Here is a 15,497-nt window from a genome sequence, read left to right as displayed (position 1 = left end):
GCGATTATCAACCTGCTGGGCAGGATGAAAACATCCTGTTCAACCCAGCAAGGAAGTGACGGCGTTCCTTGTTCCGCTGCGCCGAACCAGCCCTGCCTGCCCCTCCTCGGCAACCAACGGCTCAGACACTGATAAGGCGCCTTGCCCACAGTCGGCCTCGCCCTCTGCAATCCCGTCGACCAAGGCGGCAATCATCTGATCGGCCAACGCAAGCGCCGCAACGACGGTGGCCTCTTCTATCGGCAATGTCAGAATTTCATCACGAAACGCCCGCCACTCCTCCAACGATGCGAAGGGACTCGGCTCGTCGATCAAAAGCATTGGCATCGCATCACCTCCCGATGGCGCGGACGGCCACCTGAATGGCTTCATCAAAACAGTCGGCGTGTTCAAGCCAACCGTCAAGCCTGCCTTGCGACAAAACGAACTCGTAATGCATGATGCCAGCCTGATCGAAGACCAAACAGACGGCATGGGCAAAATGCGCGTGAGCGACGGCTCTCGACAACTGCCCCGCCTTGATTGCATCACTCAACACCTCACGGATCCGATCCGCAAGAAACCGATACAGAAGATCCGTGTATCGGCGGTTGGCAAACATCACACTGTAGGTTGAACCGTCATGCCCGTGAGCATAAAGCTTTCCGCGCGCCCGACTCATGAGATCAAGCGCTAGGACAAGATCATTCCGGCTAAAGGCGCCCCCATCAGGGTGGTTGTGGTGAATGTACAACTCTGCGCACGGATCAAGCAGACGTTCTTCCAACTGGCTGGGGATGGAGACCGCCGACCGCAACGCGCCAATCCCTTCGACAACCCAACCATCCTGCCAATCATAGGCCCGCAGGTGCTCGCAGCCTGAGAGCATTCCCAAATCAAGAATTTTTGAACGTTCGCGTGTGTCGCGCGGACTTAGGGCCGCGATATGAAGCATATTTGTTTAAATCTCGCGCTCTGAGAGAATTTCTTCAGAGTTCTAAGCATCGAGCGCGTCTCGGTCAACATCTCCCTTCCACTTGCATCTCATCACCACTCACCGGCGCGGCTTGACCAGAAACCACATGCCGATCCCCGACACGACGATCAACGCCATCACCCACCAAAACGCCGATTCATGACCGCTGACGCCGGGAAGTCCGGCGACGTTCATGCCGAAGACGCCGGAAATCAGCGTCATCGGCGCGAAAACCACCGTCACCCAGGACAAGACGAACAGGCTGCGGTTCTGTTCCTCCGCCATGCGGGCGGACAATTCGTCCTGCAACACCTTCGTGCGGTCCTGCAAGGCTTCGATGTCGTACAGCACGTCGCCCAGCTTGCCGGTGGCGTTCAGCATGCGGGCCATGCCGTCCTCCCCCGCCCACGGAATTTGGGCTTGGGTGACGCGGCCCAGCGCTTGCCGTTGCGGGGCGACGTGGCGGCGCAGATGCACCACCATGCGGCGGACCTGCCCCAAGCTGCTGCGCCCGGTGTGGAAGCGTTCGGCGAGGATGGCGTCTTCGGTGCGGTCCACCTCTTCGGCCAGCTTGTCGGACACGTTGTTCAGCGTGTCGGCCAGATACTCGACCAGATCGGCCAGCAGCTCGGCGGTGCTGTCGAATTTTTGACCGTCGTCCAGCGCCCGGCGCAAGCGGTCGGTCGCCTTCAGCGGGTGGCGGCGGCAACTGATGATGTGACGGGCGTTGACGAACAGCCGCAGGGTGCCGATGTCGGTCGGCTCGTATTTCAGATCATAATGAATGTCGCTGAGCACGGTCAGCAGCCCATCATCGACGCTTTCCACCCGCGTGCGGGTGTCCTTGCCCTCCAACAACACCTCGCGGACGAACTCGTCCAGCCAGTCCTGCGCCGCCAGCCAATGGCGCGCCCGTTGGCTGGCGAGGTTGAAATGCAGCCACAGCAGCCCGTCCGGTCGGGCCAGCATCTCCGGCACGTCTTCCATGCGGATGGGCGTCGCCCGACCGTTCAGGGGGATGTGGTAGCCGCAAATCAGATCGACATCGTTGGACTCGAACGACGACATGACGGCGGCTCCATGGACGGCGTGATGGGAAAGGCGCGCCGTTTATAGGCTGGCTTTGTGACGGATTTGCTGTCGCGGCGGTCGGCTGGGGGAAGCGGACGGGCGGCGTCCCTGCGTTTTGGCATGGGAGACGCTCCGGCGCGGGATCGGTGAACGGGCTTCCCGATATGGACTCTTGCCCGCCGCTCGCCATATAACGGCTACCATGACGCGCGAATTCCTGAAGATGCACGGGCTTGGCAACGACTTTGTCGTGATCGACGCCCGCAACACGCCCTATCAGCCCAGCGAGGCCGAGGTTCGGGCGATCGCCAATCGGCGAACCGGGGTGGGCTGTGACCAGTTCATCGTTCTGGAACCCTCCGACGCGCCCGGCGCCAGCGGCTTCATGCGCATCCGCAACGCCGACGGCGGCGAGGTTGGGGCCTGCGGCAACGCCTCGCGCTGCGTCGGCTGGCTGTTGATGGAGGAAAGCGGCGGCGACCGTGTGACCTTCCAGACCGCCGCCGGGCTTCTCCACGCCAGCCGCGCCGACAACGGCCGCATCACCGTGGACATGGGACCGGCGCGGCTCGATTGGTCGGAGGTGCCGCTCGCCGGTCCCGCCGACACGCTGCGCGTCGAGGCTGTGGCGCACGCCGGATACGCCGGGCCGGTCGCCGTCAGCATGGGCAACCCGCACGCCGTCTTCTTCGTGGACGACGTGGACGCGGTGCCGCTGGACGACATCGGCGCGGCGTTGGAACATCACCCCTTCTTCCCCGAACGCGCCAACATCGAATTCGCGCAAATCCTGTCGCCGACCAGCATCCGCATGCGGGTGTGGGAGCGCGGGGCGGGAATCACCCAGGCTTGCGGCAGCGGATCCTGCGCGACCCAGGTCGCGGCGGTGCGCCGGGGCCTGACCGAACGCAAGGCCGACGTGATCCTGGACGGCGGCACGCTGACCATCGAATGGACCGAGGACAACCGCGTTCTGATGACCGGCCCGGTGGCCGTGAGCTTCAGCGGACGGCTGTCGGCAGGTCTATGAGCCGATGCTGAAGGACGTCATCGCTGTGCAGCCGTTGGACGGCTATCGCTTGCGCCTCCGCTTTGAGGATGGCGCCGAGGGCGCGGTCGATGTCGCGGCCATGGTCGCCTTCACGGGCGTGTTCGCTCCGTTGCAAGATCGGACGATCTTCGCCGCCGTGCGGGTCGATTCCGATCTGGGAACCGTCGTTTGGCCCAATGGGGCCGATCTGGATCCGGCTGTGCTCTACGCCGCCGCGACGGCAACGCCGCTTTTGAGCGGGGAGGGAGCGCGTCATGCCCGATGATGGCCGTGTGAAGACGGGCGACCCGGAAATCGTCACCTTCGGCTGCCGCTTGAACAGCTACGAGTCCGAGGTGATGCGCGCCCACGCCCGCAACGCCGGGTTGGAGGACGTCGTCATCGTCAACACCTGCGCGGTGACGTCGGAGGCGGAGCGGCAGGCTCGGCAGACCATCCGCAAGCTGCGGCGGGAGCGGCCTGACGCCCGCATCGTCGTCACCGGCTGCGCCGCCCAGATCGACCCGCAGCGCTTCGCGGCGATGCCGGAGGTCGATCAGGTGATCGGCAACCAGGAAAAGCTTCAGGCCGAAAGCTGGGGGCTGCCGCCGACCGAAAAAATTCTGGTCAACGACATCATGTCGGTCAAGGAAACCGCCGGTCATTTGATCGGCGGCTTTGAGGACCGCGCCCGCGCCTTCGTTCAGGTGCAGCAGGGCTGCGACCATCGCTGCACCTTCTGCATCATCCCCTTCGGGCGCGGGCCGTCGCGCTCGGTTCCCATCGGCGCGGTGGTGGAGCAGGTTCAGGCTCTGGTCAAGGCGGGCTACAACGAGGTGGTGCTGTCCGGCGTGGACATCACCAGCTACGGCCCCGATTTGCCGGGATCGCCGACGCTGGGGCAGATGGTCCGCCGCCTGCTGGCCTGCGTGCCGGAATTGCCACGTCTGCGCCTGTCCTCGCTCGACTGCATCGAGATGGACGAGGATCTCTGGCGGTTGATCGAGCATGAGCCGCGCCTGATGCCGCATCTGCATCTGTCGCTCCAGGCGGGCGACGACATGATCTTGAAGCGGATGAAGCGCCGCCACAGCCGCGCCGACGCCGTCGCCTTTTGCCAGCGGGTGCGCCGCCTGCGGCCCGACGCCGTGTTCGGCGCCGACTTCATCGCCGGTTTCCCGACGGAGACCGAGGAGATGTTCGCCAACACCCTGAAGATGGTCGAGGATTGCGGCCTGACCTGGCTGCACGTCTTCCCCTACAGCCCGCGCCCCGGCACGCCCGCCGCGCGGATGCCCCAGGTGGACGGGGCCGTCCGCAAGGAGCGCGCCGCCCGTCTGCGCGCCGTTGGGGCCGAGGCCGAGGCGCGGATGCTGGCGACCCTGGTTGGCCGCAGCGCGTCGGTTCTGGTCGAAAAGGACGATCTGGGCCGCACCGAACATTTCGCGGAAATCCGCCTGGGCGTCGCCCTTCCCCCCGGATCGCTGGTGCGCGCCACCATCACCGGCGTGGCGAACGGCGCGCTCACCGGCACCCCTTTGTAAAGCGGACATCCCATGATTTTGCGCTGGTTCGGCCGCAAGAAGCCCGAAGACGACGCCCGCAAGCCCGACGCTCCGGCGGATGTCCCGCCGTTCGACGATGAGCGTCTGGATGAGGCGGCGCCTCTCCCCGTTGAATCCGCCGTCGAAGCGCCACCGCCCGAATCCGTGATCGCGGCCTTCGTCGAACCGGAACCCGTCGCCGCGCCGGAGCCTGAGACGGAAATCGACGAGCCGCCGCCGACCAAGAAGGGCTGGTTCTCCCGCCTGAAGGAAGGCTTGGCGAAATCCTCGTCCAAGCTGACGGAGGGCATCACCGGCATCTTCACCAAGCGCAAGCTGGACGACGAGGCGCTGGAGGAGTTGGAGGAACTGCTCATCACCGCCGATCTTGGCCCGGTCACGGCGGCCAAGGTGACGGCGGAGCTGGCGCGCACCCGCTTCGGCAAGGAGATCACGCCCGAGGAGGTCAAGGGCATCCTGGCGGCGGAGATCGCCAAGATCATCAGCCCGGTGGCCCAGCCGCTGGTGATTGACCCGGCGCGCAAGCCGCACGTCATCCTGCTGGTCGGCGTCAACGGCACCGGCAAGACGACGACCATCGGCAAGCTCGCCCGCCAGTTCCGCGCGGAGGGCAAAAGCGTCATGCTGGCCGCCGGCGACACCTTCCGCGCCGCCGCCGTCAGCCAGTTGAAGATTTGGGGCGAGCGCACCGGCTGCGAGGTCGTGGCGCGCGACACCGGGGCCGACGCCGCCGGTCTGGCCTATGACGCGGTGGAGCGCGCGCGGGCCGAGGGGGTGGACGTGCTGCTGATCGACACCGCCGGGCGCTTGCAGAACAAGGCCGGGCTGATGGACGAGCTGCGCAAGATCGTCCGCGTCATCAAGAAGGTGGACGAGACGGCGCCGCACACCACGCTGTTGACGCTGGACGCCACCACCGGCCAGAACGCCCACAGCCAGGTCGAGATTTTCCGCGACATGGTCAACGTCAACGGCCTGATCCTGACCAAGCTGGACGGTTCGGCGCGCGGCGGCGTTCTCGTCTCGCTGGCCGAAAAATTCAAGCTGCCGGTCCATGCCATCGGCGTTGGCGAAGGGGTTTATGACCTGCGCCCGTTCGACGCCGACGCCTTCGCCAAATCCCTGATGGGGTTGAACGCCGACTGACGGCGGCGCTCAGCGCTCGTCCGCGTGGGGGTCACGCCGCTGCCAACGCGGCGATGGCCTCGTTCAGCGCCAGCAGACGGCGGGCGTTTTCGACGTGCAGGTTTTCCACCAGCTTGCCATCGACCAGAATCACGCCCTTGCCCTGCGCGACGGCTTCGGCGTGGGCGGCGATGATGCGGCGGGCCTGGGCGATCTCGTCCGCGTCCGGGCCGAAGACGGCGTTGCAGGCGGCGATGGTCTTCGGGTGGATCAAGGTCTTGCCGTCAAACCCCAGCGCGCGGCCCTGATCGCAGGAAAAGGCGAAGCCCTCGTCGTCGTTCAAATCCAGATGCACCCCGTCCAGCGCCGCCAACCCATAGGCGCGCGCCGCCAGCAGGCACAGACCAAGGCTGGTCAGCATCGGCAGCCGGTCGCGGGTGTGGGCGGCGTGCAGATCCTTGGCGAGGTCGGAGGTGCCAAGCACCAGCGCGCCCAAGGCGGGGGAGGCCCCGGCGATCTCCTTGGCGTTTAGGATGCCGAGCGGCGTTTCCATCATGCACCAGATGCGCAGGGAATCCGGCGCTCCGGCGGCGCGCAGCACGGCTTCGGCTTGGCGCACCGCGTCGGCGCTTTCCACCTTGGGCAACAGCACGGCGTCGGCCCCGCTGGTCGCGGCCATCCGCAAATCGTCAAACCCCCAGGGGGTGTTGAGGCCGTTGCTGCGGATGATCAACTCCCGCCCGCCGTAACCGCCCCCGGCGATGGCCTGGGCGATGGTGTCGCGCGCCAGCGCCTTGGCGTCCGGAGCGACGGCGTCCTCCAGATCCAAAATCAGACCGTCGGCGGGCAGGGCGCGCCCCTTCTCCAGCGCGCGGGCGTTCGAGCCGGGCATGTAAAGGACGCTGCGGCGCGGGCGGACGGTCATGGCCATGGTTGTTCCCCGGAAAGCGGATGAGCGGCGGTGCGGCAGGATTAGCCGCGCCGCCCGGCGCTGTCCATGGGGTGAAGGGTCTCACGTCTGCGCGGCGGCGTTTACGCCGCGCAGGCCGACTCGCGCAGCAGGGTGGCGGCGGCGCCGCGCGCGCGGGCCATGCGGAAGCGGGCGAAGTCCGGCCACAGCGACGGCGGGCGGTCGCGCTCGGCCCCGCGCAGTTCGGCGGGCGGTCGTCCGGGGCGGAGTTGCATCGGCGTCAGCGATTCGGCGTCGCCAACGCGGAAACGGTCCACTTGCAGGCAGGCGCAGGACGCGCCGACGCGGGCCAGCAACGGGCAGCCCGCGCAGTCGTCGGCGAGAACACGGGCGTGGGGCAGGGGATCAGAGGCTTTGTGAAAAGTGATTGATTCCAGGATCGAAACGATCCGGTCGGCGTGATCCACGGCGTCGCCGTGCACATCGATCATGCCGTCGGGGTGGAGCGTCGCCCCGCCGGACAGCAGGGTGAGAGCGCCCGACGCGTGCCGCAGCTTCATCCGCAGGAACTCGATCGCCATGGCCGCGCCCCTTTGCCGTGATTGAATGATGAAAACGGTAAGTCGGGGCGCGGCGGTGAGCCAGCGATGATTTGTTGCAGCGCACAATTTTCTATGACGGTTTCGTCACCATCGGAACGCCTGATTTGATCGGATGCCGGAACAATCATTCAGAATGATAGTGTGTTTCTGTATCAGAATGATTTTCGGCGCATGGCGTTGCGCGCCAACGGCATGGCAGCCATGCGCCTTTCCGCCCATCTCCCCGCCCGCTCCATGGGTTTACCGGCGGCGGCGGGTCGCATAGGCTTTCGCCCATGAAAACCGTCCTCTCGATCCAATCGCACGTCGCTTATGGCTATGTCGGCAACCGGGCTGCGGTGTTTCCGCTGCAACGGTTGGGAATCGACGCCGTCGCGGTGAACACCGTCCAATTCTCCAACCACACCGGCTACGGCGCCTGGACCGGGCAGGTCTTCACCGCCGAACACATCGCCGACGTGGTCGATGGCGTCGCCGCGCGCGGCGTGTTGCCCCGCTGCGACGCCGTGCTGTCCGGCTATATGGGCGACGTCGGGCTGGGGCAGGTGATCGTCGAAACGGCGGCGCGGGTCAAGGCCGCCAACCCGCAAGCGATTTACTGCTGCGACCCGGTGATGGGCGACGTCGGGCGCGGATTCTTCGTGCGGCCCGGCTTGCCGGACTTCATCAAAACCCACGCGGTCCCCGCCGCCGATCTGCTGACGCCGAACCAGTTTGAGTTGGAATATCTGGCCGATCACCCGATCCACACGTTGGACGACGCGCTGGCCGCCACGGCGGCCCTACGGGCGCGCGGCCCGCGTCTGGTGTTGGTGACAAGCCTGACCCGGCAGGACGCCGCCGCCGACAGGATCGAAATGCTGGTGGATGACACGGATGGCGCGTGGCTGGTCTCGACGCCGCGTCTGGCGTTGGAACCCTCGCCCAACGGCTCGGGCGACGCGGTGGCGGCGCTGTTCCTCGCCCATTATCTGAAGGGCTTCGACCCGGCGGAGGCCTTGGAGCAGGCGGCGGCGGCGATCTACGCCATCTTCGAGACGACCCGACGGATGGGCACGCGCGAGCTGCAACTGATCGCCGCGCAGGACGACTTCGTCAACCCGCCCCGCCGCTTCGCCGCCACCCGTCTGCGCTGAGGCGGCGAAGCGGTGGTTAGGACGCCGCCGCGCGGCTGTGTCCGTGGCTGGTCGCGCCAAGGGGAAGGACGCGGGCGGCGGGCAGGCGCACGGTCATCGTCGTGCCGCTGCCCACCACGCTCTCGCAGGCCAGCGACCCGCCATGCAGGTCCAGCAGATTCTTGGAGATCGACAGGCCAAGCCCGGTGCCCTCGTAACGGCGGCTGGCGCTGTTTTCCGCTTGGCGGAAGGCCTGGAACAGATCGGCCATGAAATCGGCGGGAATGCCGATGCCGGTGTCGGACACAATCAAGCTCAACCCGCCCTCCTCGTCCCGTGCGGCGGCGACCCGGACGCTGCCGCCGCGCGGGGTGAATTTCACCGCGTTGGACAGCAGATTCAAAATCACCTGTTTGAAGGCGCGGCGGTCCACCCACAGGGTGGCGATGGCGGCGGTCGCCTCGTTGTGAAGCTCCACCCCGTTGGCGGCGGCGCGGTCGCGGACCATCATCAGGCATTGCGCCACCGCGTCATGCGCCTCGACCGCTTCCTCATGCAACTCGTAATGGCCAGAATCGATCTTTGACATGTCGAGCACGGCGTTGACGATGGACAGCAGATGCTCGCCGCTGTCCTGGATGTCCTGCACGCAGCTTTTCTGCCGGGCGCCCAGCGTGCCGAAGAACTCGCTGGTCAGAATTTCGGCGAAGCCGATGATGGCGTTGAGCGGGGTGCGCAACTCGTGGCTCATGTTCGCCAGAAATTCGCTTTTCGCCCGGTTGGCCAGTTCGGCTTGGGTTTTGGAGGCCATGAGTTCGGCCTCCTGCCGCTTGCGCCGGGTCATGTCGCGGATGACGCCGACGAAGACATGGGGGGCGCGGCGCGGCGCCGCGCCGTCCATCGCTCCTTCGCCCTCTTGCAGGTCGCTGACCATGAAGCCGATGGGGAAAGCGTGGCCGTCGCGGCGCAGCGCCGTCAGATCGCGGTCGTTGGCGCTGGACTGGCCGTCGGGAATCAGAGCCTCAATCGGCTGGCCGATCATCGCGCGTTCGCTGGCGCCGAACATCCGCTCGGCGGCGCGGTTGAAGGTCAGAATCCGACCGTTGGCGTCAAAGGTGACGACGGCGTCCAGCATGGAATCAAGAATGCCCCGGATGCGGCGTGAGGCGGCGGCCAATTGGGCTTGATCCTCCTCCAGCCGGGCGTGCTGGCGGACGACGAAGGCGGTCAGCAGGGCGATGGCGATGGTCATCGCCGCGCCGATGGCGGTCCAGGCGGCGGTGTCGCGGCGCCAGTCGGCCAGCGCGTCGCTGCGCGGCAGCGTCGCGGCGACGATGAAGGGGTATCCGGGCACCCGCCGCAGGCTGATGATGCTGTCCTGCCGGTCGGGGGCGAGGGCGCGGATGGTGGCGTCGTCCTTGCCCGCCAGCGCCGCTTCCACGCCGGGCCATTCCGACAGCCGGGCGAGGCTGGCGCGTTGGTCGGGGCTGTGGCGCTCCAACAGGACGGAGCCGTCCGTCAGCGCCAGGGTGACGCTGCCCATCCGGTCGATCCGCATCGATTCCAGGGTCGCGGCCAAACGCGACGGGTCGATCATGGCGACCAGCACCCCGCCAAAGCCCCCGTCGGGAAGCGGCCAGCGGCGGCTGAGGGGGATGACGCTGCTTCCCGTCATCACCCGGCTGGCCAGCGGCGCCCCAGCGTACAGCCCGCTGTCCGAGAGGGTGGCCCCCGGCGCTTGGTGCGCGGTGAAATAAGCGCGGTCGGTCAGGGGGAAGGGCGGCGTCGGCGCGTCGGCGGAATGATTCAGCACACGGCCCGCCGCGTCGATCACCACCAGATCGGCCAACTGTGGAAAGCCGTCGCGCCGCTGGCGCAGATGCGCTTGAATCGCCGGATCGTCGCGGTTGTGGCCCTGCGGGTGAGCGTTCAGCGCGAAGGTCAGATCGGCGAGAAGCTGATCCACCGCGAACACGGTGCGCAGGGTCTGCGCCTCCAGCATGCGGGCGAGATCGCGGGTGGCGCGTTCGCCCGCGTCCAGGGATTCGCCATGGCGCTGGAGGATGCCGTAACCAATTAGGCTGTTGACGACCAGGATGAAGGCGAAGCCCGAGGCCATCATCAGAAAGCGCACGGACCCCAAGGCCCCGCCCAACACCGGCAACCGGCGCGCGGTCCGGTGGGGCGGCTGAGTGTCGGTCGATCCGGGATCGTCCATAAGGGCGCGGAGTCCTGCGGGCAACGGGAAACAGGGAATGAGCGCTGCACTGATTAAAGGAGCGAATTCTGTAAAGAAAGCTTAACCTTGTCGCAGGGTGACGTCGCGCCCGACAGGGGCGCCGCTGGCCAGCCATGCTGTCGTTGCTCCGCAGCATGGCATCGGTTAGGTAAGAGACCCCTGTCAGCCAAGGCGCGCGAGTTCCCATGACCGAAGGTCCGCTTTCGCTGTACCGCGCCCGGCGCGGCACCGGCACCCTCCGCCCCGACCCCGACCAGGAACTGGCCGCTGAAAAGTTCCAGAGCCTGTATCACGCGCTGAAAGGCTACCAGCCGCAGGCGAACGGGGAGGCCAAGACGGCGGTTGGCGGTTGGCTGGACCGCTTCGGGTTGGGGCGCCTGCGCGCGGCTCCGCCGCCCGACGTCGCCGCCGACGCGCCGCAGGGGTTGTATCTGTATGGCGGGGTCGGGCGGGGCAAATCCATGCTGATGGATCTGTTCTTCGACACCGCGCCGGTGGAGCGCAAGCGCCGCGTCCATTTCCATGAATTCATGCTGGAGGTTCACCAGCGCATCCACGACCACCGCCAATCCGGCAAGGTGAAGGCGGGCGGGGCCGACGACAGCCTGCCCGAACTGGCCCGCGCCCTGGCGGGGGAAGCGTGGCTGCTGTGTTTTGACGAGTTCCACGTCACCAACGTCGTCGACGCGATGATTTTGGGACGGCTGTTCACCCATCTGTTTGAGCTGGGCGTGGTGGTGGTGGCGACGTCGAACTGGCCGCCGGACATGCTCTACAAGGATGGTTTGCAGCGGAACCTGTTCCTGCCCTTCATCGCCCTGCTGAAAGAGAAGCTGGACGTCCTGTCGCTGGACGGCCCGACCGATTACCGGCTGGACCGGCTGAAGGGCGTGCCGATCTATCATCACCCGCTGGGGCCGACGGCGGATCGGGCGATGGCCGACGCCTTCGCCGCGCTGACCGGCGGGGCGAAGGCCGAAGCGGATCATCTGCTGGTGCAAGGCCGCCGGGTGGAGATTGAGCGGGCCGCGAAGGGCGTCGCCTGGGTCGGTTTTTGGGATTTGTGCGGCAAGCCCTTCGGCGCCGCCGACTATCTGGCCATCGCCACCCATTTCCACACGGTGCTGATTAACGGCGTGCCGACGATGAAGGACGAGCTGCGCAACGAGGCCAAGCGCTTCATGACGCTGATCGACGCGCTGTACGAGCACCGGGTCAATGTGATGATCGCCGCCGAAGGGCCGCCGGAACGGCTCTACCCCGAAGGCACGCACGCCTTCGAGTTTGAGCGCACCGTCAGCCGCCTGATGGAAATGCAAGCCGAGGATTATCTGAAGAACCCGCATCTGGCGTGAGGGCGGGGCGGTTCGCCGCCCGCCGCGTCACCGCGCGTGCTGGTCGAGGAACTGGCGGCATTGGTCGAAGTCGCCCAGACAGGCGGCCGGAAGCTCAATCTTCTTGCGGTCGGCGAGGCTGCGGGCGAAGGCCAGCATCTTGTCGGTCGGCTCCTTGCGGCGCGGGGCCGCTGAGGCGGGGACGGCAGAGATGGGAGCGACCGGCGCGATGTCCGGCGCGCTGGCGGCGGTGTCCGCCTTGGCTTTGCGGGCGCGGCGCGGTTTGGCGGTCGTGGTGGTCGCTTCATCCGTCGCCGTCGCGCTGGCGGCTTTTCGGCTGCGTTTGCGCGGCCCGGCGGTTGTGGCGGCGCGCGGGCTGGCGAACCCGGCGCTGCGGCGTTTGGCCCCGAAGCGTCCCGTCGCGGCAGGGACGCCCAAATCGACCGTCGGGCCGCGTTGGCCGACCAGAGCGCCGATCAGGCGGCCGGCCTCTCCGGCGATGGCGTCGATCACCGCGCGGAAATCGGCGTGGCCCGTCACCACCGCGTCGAGTTTCATTTCCCATAGGGCGGTGGTGCCGGGATCGACCAGCGCCGGGGCGGCGGCGCGCAGCGTCTCAAACAATTGCAGCCCGGCGGGAGTCGGCGTCAGCCATTTGCCGTCGGCCCCCATGAGATTCTGTTTGCGCAGCCCCTTGATGACCTCGGCGCGAGTCGCGGGCGTGCCGATGCCCTTGGCCTCCTTCAGCCGGTCGCGCAGGGCGGGATCCTCGACGAAGCGCCAGGCGTTTTGCATGGCGTCCACCAGGGTGCCTTCGTTGTAGCGTGGCGGGGCCTGGGTGCGTTTGGCCTCCACCTTCGGGTCGGACAGGGTGGCGGCCTCCCCGTCGGTCAGGGGCGGCAGGGTCTGTTCGGTCTCCTCCTCCGGCTTGCCGTCGGATTCGGCGGAGGCGAAGGCGGCTTTCCAACCGAGTTTCAGCGGAATGCGGCCAACCGCGCGGAAAGGAACCGGCTTGCCGTCGAGCGGAACCGCCATGCCGACGCTGGTTTGCCGATACTCGTAATCCGGCATGACGGCGGCGAGGTAGGAGCGGCAGATCAGGGCGAACAGCCGCTTTTCATCGTCGCTCAGCCGAACCAGCCGCGAGTCCAGATCGTCCAGCACATTGACGTTGGGAATGACCGCGTGGTGCGAGACGCCTTCCAGCGCGCGGTCGCAGAAATGGCCGGATTTGCCCTTGCGGATCACCGGGCGGGCGACGTCCATATGCTCGCCAAGATGGGCGAAGCCGCGCAGCCGGGTCAGCGCCCCGACCACCGCCGGAACGTCGGCGATCTGGTTTTCCGCCAGATAGCGGGCCTCAGCGCGCGGGTAGGTGATGAGCTTCTTCCCCTCGCCGTCATAGAGTTCCTGCGCCACCGACAGCGTGCGGTCGGCGGTCCAGCCCCAACGCTGGCCGCAGGTTTTTTGCAGGGCGGGGAGATCATAGAGCTTGGGCGGGGCCTGCCGCTTCTCCTCCACCGTCACCGCCAGCGGGCCGCGATGCTGGTCGGCGGCCTTGGCGATGGCCTCGGCCCGCGCGCGGTCCTTGATCCGGTCCTTCGGCGCGGGGGCGTGGCGCATCTGGAAGGCGCCGGCGGCGACGGTCGCCGTCGCCACCACCTCGAAATAATCCTCCGGCTTGAAATTGCGGATTTCCAACTCGCGCAGGCAGACGATGGCGAGCGTCGGCGTCTTCACCCGGCCAACGCCGATGACGCCGCGCGCGCCGGGGGCGAGCAGGGTTTTCGTGGCCGTGCGGGTCAGCGACAGGTTGAAAATCTGGTCGGCTTGCTGGCGCGCCACCGCCGCCTCATACACCGGGCGCAGTTCGGCGTTCGGCTTTAGCTTGGCGAAGGCGTCGCGCAAGGTCTTGGGATCCTGCGCGGTGAAGATGGCGCGCTGGACCCGCCCGCGATAGCCGACATGCTCCAGAATCTCCTGGCCGATCAACTGCCCCTCGCGGTCGCAGTCGGTGGCGAGAATCACATGGTCGCAGGCCTTCAGCGCCGCTTGGATGGCCTGGAGCTTGGCCGCCTTGTTGCCGCCGCTGTCCGGCTTGGTCGGGTACAGCCCGTCGGGCTTCAGCAGGGTGGAAGACCAGCGCTTCCACGCCGGATCGACCTCGTCCGGTTCGGCCAGCCGCAACAGATGCCCTTCGGCGGGTAGGATGCGACCGAACCGCTCACCGAGCGCGGCGCGCAGATCCTTGGCTTGGCTGGATTTTTCGGTGATTATCAGGGTGGCCATGGTGGGCGATTGTACCGGACTGATGGAAACAAAGAAAGAACATTTACGGCGCGCGACGTTGGCGCTTTTGGTCGCGCTGGCCACAGCGACCCTGGGTTCGGCGTGGGCAAGGGCGGCGGAGCGCCCCCTGTTGCCGGGTGTCGGCGCCGACGACCGGCGGGCGCCTGTGTCGATCGACGAAGCGCCCTGGCGCAGCATTGTGCGCATCCAAACAAATCTTGGCGGACGCTGCGCCGGGGTGGTGGTGGCGCCGACGCGGGTGCTGACGGCAGCCCATTGCCTGCTCAACCCCCGGACCCGACGGCTGTTCCCCGCCTCCTCCCTGCACGCGCTGTTCGGTTATGACCGGGGAGCGTACGCCCGGCACCTGTCGGTGGCGGCGATCGCGACGGACAAAAATCGGGATCCTCTGGCGGTTCCTCCGGACGTCGCCAGCGATTGGGCGATCTTGACTTTGACGGAGGCCGCCCCGCCCAGCGCCCCGCCGTTGGGCCTTTGGACGCCCCTGCCGCCCGCCGGAACCCCGGTCATGCTCGGCGGTTACAACCAAGACCACGCGCAAATCCTGACGGCTGACCGGGAGTGCCGGACGCTGGGCGTGGCGGGGGGATGATCCTGCATGATTGCGACGCGACGCGGGGAACCAGCGGCGGCCCCCTGCTGGTTCGCGAGGGCGGCGGGTGGCGGGTTGTCGGCCTTGGCGTCGCGGCGGGGCCAGCCGGGGGCCAAGCGCGCAACTGTGCGATTCCGGTGGCGAGTTTTGCGGCGCTTGTCCCCCAGAATGGCGGTGACGAGCGGCGTTGAACCGATTTCCCACATTTTTTGCTTCGCGCCGGGCCGGGAATGGCATAGAGGTAGCCGCGTCTTTAGCCTCGGAACCTGGAGTCCTTTCGTCATGTCGATTCAGCGCTTCCACACCGGACCGCGCATGAGCCAGATGGTCGTCCACAAGGACACGGTCTATCTCGCTGGTCAGGTTGCCGATCAACCGACGCCCGATGTCGAGAATCAGACCAGCCAGATCCTGGCCCAGATCGATGCCCTGCTGGCCGAGGCCGGTTCCGACAAGAGCAAGCTTCTGTCGGCCACCATCTACCTCGTGGACATCGCGACCTTTGGCGCGATGAACAAGGCCTGGGAGGCCTGGGTCGACGCGGCCAACCCGCCGGCCCGCGCCACGGTCGAGGCCAAGCTCGCCGCGCCCGAATATCTCGTGGAAATTCAGGTCACTGCCGCCAAGTAAGGCGGTGGGAAACGGGGCA

16 protein-coding genes are annotated in these 15,497 nt (G+C 67.0%); 9 read left to right on the top strand and 7 right to left on the bottom strand.

Annotated features, from left to right (window positions below; all coding sequences use genetic code 11):
* Positions 1 to 39 precede the first annotated feature (39 nt).
* The 3 genes from D3877_RS07405 to D3877_RS07395 all read right to left on the bottom strand — a co-directional run bounded on the left by D3877_RS07405 (position 40) and on the right by D3877_RS07395 (position 2,023).
* Positions 40 to 327: a hypothetical protein gene (locus tag D3877_RS07405; protein ID WP_119830022.1), complete on the bottom strand. Its 288-nt coding sequence runs from the start codon at positions 325 to 327 to the stop codon at positions 40 to 42.
* Positions 328 to 331: 4 nt separating this feature from the next.
* Complete coding sequence (locus D3877_RS07400) at positions 332 to 934, bottom strand: hypothetical protein (RefSeq protein ID WP_147395101.1); 603 nt, start codon at positions 932 to 934, stop codon at positions 332 to 334.
* A gap of 99 nt (positions 935 to 1,033) precedes the next feature.
* Positions 1,034 to 2,023, bottom strand: a complete 990-nt coding sequence (locus D3877_RS07395; RefSeq protein WP_119830020.1) for a CorA family divalent cation transporter — start codon at positions 2,021 to 2,023, stop codon at positions 1,034 to 1,036.
* Positions 2,024 to 2,228: 205 nt separating this feature from the next.
* Here D3877_RS07395 and dapF point away from each other — a divergent pair, with 205 nt between their 5' ends.
* Genes dapF through ftsY form a run of 4 tightly spaced genes read left to right on the top strand, consistent with a single transcriptional unit; the run spans position 2,229 to position 5,767 of the window.
* On the top strand, positions 2,229 to 3,056 hold the full coding sequence (dapF, locus tag D3877_RS07390; protein WP_119830019.1) for a diaminopimelate epimerase: 828 nt from the start codon (positions 2,229 to 2,231) through the stop codon (positions 3,054 to 3,056).
* A 4-nt stretch (positions 3,057 to 3,060) separates the two neighbouring features.
* Complete coding sequence (locus tag D3877_RS07385) at positions 3,061 to 3,342, top strand: DUF2442 domain-containing protein (RefSeq protein WP_119830018.1); 282 nt, start codon at positions 3,061 to 3,063, stop codon at positions 3,340 to 3,342.
* The gene (mtaB, locus tag D3877_RS07380; RefSeq protein ID WP_119830017.1) at positions 3,332 to 4,600 is read left to right on the top strand and encodes a tRNA (N(6)-L-threonylcarbamoyladenosine(37)-C(2))-methylthiotransferase MtaB; all 1,269 of its coding nucleotides are present in this window, start codon (positions 3,332 to 3,334) and stop codon (positions 4,598 to 4,600) included. The genes D3877_RS07385 and mtaB overlap by 11 nt, the downstream gene beginning before the upstream one ends.
* Before the next feature lie 12 nt (positions 4,601 to 4,612).
* The gene (ftsY, locus tag D3877_RS07375; protein WP_119830016.1) at positions 4,613 to 5,767 is read left to right on the top strand and encodes a signal recognition particle-docking protein FtsY; all 1,155 of its coding nucleotides are present in this window, start codon (positions 4,613 to 4,615) and stop codon (positions 5,765 to 5,767) included.
* A gap of 31 nt (positions 5,768 to 5,798) precedes the next feature.
* Here ftsY and D3877_RS07370 read toward each other — a convergent pair whose 3' ends face one another.
* Together D3877_RS07370 and D3877_RS07365 are read right to left on the bottom strand one after the other, a co-directional pair.
* The gene (locus D3877_RS07370; protein ID WP_119830015.1) at positions 5,799 to 6,677 is read right to left on the bottom strand and encodes an HpcH/HpaI aldolase/citrate lyase family protein; all 879 of its coding nucleotides are present in this window, start codon (positions 6,675 to 6,677) and stop codon (positions 5,799 to 5,801) included.
* Positions 6,678 to 6,778: 101 nt separating this feature from the next.
* On the bottom strand, positions 6,779 to 7,237 hold the full coding sequence (locus tag D3877_RS07365; protein WP_119830014.1) for a hypothetical protein: 459 nt from the start codon (positions 7,235 to 7,237) through the stop codon (positions 6,779 to 6,781).
* A gap of 296 nt (positions 7,238 to 7,533) precedes the next feature.
* Between D3877_RS07365 and pdxY the strand changes: the two genes are divergently transcribed.
* Complete coding sequence (pdxY, locus tag D3877_RS07360; protein WP_119830013.1) at positions 7,534 to 8,394, top strand: pyridoxal kinase PdxY; 861 nt, start codon at positions 7,534 to 7,536, stop codon at positions 8,392 to 8,394.
* Between the two features lie 16 nt (positions 8,395 to 8,410).
* On the opposite strand, the gene D3877_RS07355 is transcribed toward pdxY, so the two are convergent.
* Positions 8,411 to 10,591: an ATP-binding protein gene (locus tag D3877_RS07355; RefSeq protein ID WP_119830012.1), complete on the bottom strand. Its 2,181-nt coding sequence runs from the start codon at positions 10,589 to 10,591 to the stop codon at positions 8,411 to 8,413.
* 206 nt (positions 10,592 to 10,797) lie between these two features.
* Here D3877_RS07355 and zapE point away from each other — a divergent pair, with 206 nt between their 5' ends.
* A complete protein-coding gene (gene zapE / locus D3877_RS07350) occupies positions 10,798 to 11,967 on the top strand; it encodes a cell division protein ZapE (RefSeq protein ID WP_119830011.1) in 1,170 nt (389 codons plus the stop codon).
* 27 nt (positions 11,968 to 11,994) lie between these two features.
* Here the strand turns inward: zapE and D3877_RS07345 are convergent, their stop codons facing one another.
* Complete coding sequence (locus D3877_RS07345) at positions 11,995 to 14,235, bottom strand: DNA topoisomerase (RefSeq protein WP_119830010.1); 2,241 nt, start codon at positions 14,233 to 14,235, stop codon at positions 11,995 to 11,997.
* Between the two features lie 58 nt (positions 14,236 to 14,293).
* On the opposite strand from D3877_RS07345, the gene D3877_RS07340 reads away from it, so the two are divergent.
* The 3 genes from D3877_RS07340 (at position 14,294) to D3877_RS07335 (ending at position 15,478) form a co-directional block, all read left to right on the top strand.
* A complete protein-coding gene (locus D3877_RS07340) occupies positions 14,294 to 14,848 on the top strand; it encodes a trypsin-like serine peptidase (protein ID WP_238474768.1) in 555 nt (184 codons plus the stop codon).
* Positions 14,845 to 15,039: a trypsin-like serine peptidase gene (locus tag D3877_RS30480; protein WP_238474767.1), complete on the top strand. Its 195-nt coding sequence runs from the start codon at positions 14,845 to 14,847 to the stop codon at positions 15,037 to 15,039. The genes D3877_RS07340 and D3877_RS30480 overlap by 4 nt, the downstream gene beginning before the upstream one ends.
* A 91-nt stretch (positions 15,040 to 15,130) precedes the next feature.
* The gene (locus D3877_RS07335) at positions 15,131 to 15,478 is read left to right on the top strand and encodes a RidA family protein (RefSeq protein WP_119830009.1); all 348 of its coding nucleotides are present in this window, start codon (positions 15,131 to 15,133) and stop codon (positions 15,476 to 15,478) included.
* Positions 15,479 to 15,497: the final 19 nt, after the last annotated feature.

Origin of the sequence: Azospirillum cavernae, from assembly GCF_003590795.1 — a bacterium.
GTDB classification, from domain to species: domain Bacteria; phylum Pseudomonadota; class Alphaproteobacteria; order Azospirillales; family Azospirillaceae; genus Azospirillum; species Azospirillum cavernae.
This window is presented reverse-complemented; position numbering and strand designations above follow the sequence as displayed.

Coding starts and splice junctions, on each gene's coding strand:
- pdxY (WP_119830013.1), top strand. CDS start 7,534: ATGAAAACCGTCCTCTCGATCCAATCGCACGTCGCTTATGGCTATGTC.
- zapE (WP_119830011.1), top strand. CDS start 10,798: ATGACCGAAGGTCCGCTTTCGCTGTACCGCGCCCGGCGCGGCACCGGC.
- D3877_RS07345 (WP_119830010.1), bottom strand. CDS start 14,235: ATGGCCACCCTGATAATCACCGAAAAATCCAGCCAAGCCAAGGATCTG.
- ftsY (WP_119830016.1), top strand. CDS start 4,613: ATGATTTTGCGCTGGTTCGGCCGCAAGAAGCCCGAAGACGACGCCCGC.
- D3877_RS30480 (WP_238474767.1), top strand. CDS start 14,845: ATGATCCTGCATGATTGCGACGCGACGCGGGGAACCAGCGGCGGCCCC.
- D3877_RS07395 (WP_119830020.1), bottom strand. CDS start 2,023: ATGTCGTCGTTCGAGTCCAACGATGTCGATCTGATTTGCGGCTACCAC.
- D3877_RS07355 (WP_119830012.1), bottom strand. CDS start 10,591: ATGGACGATCCCGGATCGACCGACACTCAGCCGCCCCACCGGACCGCG.
- dapF (WP_119830019.1), top strand. CDS start 2,229: ATGACGCGCGAATTCCTGAAGATGCACGGGCTTGGCAACGACTTTGTC.
- D3877_RS07400 (WP_147395101.1), bottom strand. CDS start 934: ATGCTTCATATCGCGGCCCTAAGTCCGCGCGACACACGCGAACGTTCA.
- D3877_RS07385 (WP_119830018.1), top strand. CDS start 3,061: ATGCTGAAGGACGTCATCGCTGTGCAGCCGTTGGACGGCTATCGCTTG.
- D3877_RS07335 (WP_119830009.1), top strand. CDS start 15,131: ATGTCGATTCAGCGCTTCCACACCGGACCGCGCATGAGCCAGATGGTC.
- D3877_RS07405 (WP_119830022.1), bottom strand. CDS start 327: ATGCCAATGCTTTTGATCGACGAGCCGAGTCCCTTCGCATCGTTGGAG.
- D3877_RS07365 (WP_119830014.1), bottom strand. CDS start 7,237: ATGGCGATCGAGTTCCTGCGGATGAAGCTGCGGCACGCGTCGGGCGCT.
- mtaB (WP_119830017.1), top strand. CDS start 3,332: ATGCCCGATGATGGCCGTGTGAAGACGGGCGACCCGGAAATCGTCACC.
- D3877_RS07370 (WP_119830015.1), bottom strand. CDS start 6,677: ATGGCCATGACCGTCCGCCCGCGCCGCAGCGTCCTTTACATGCCCGGC.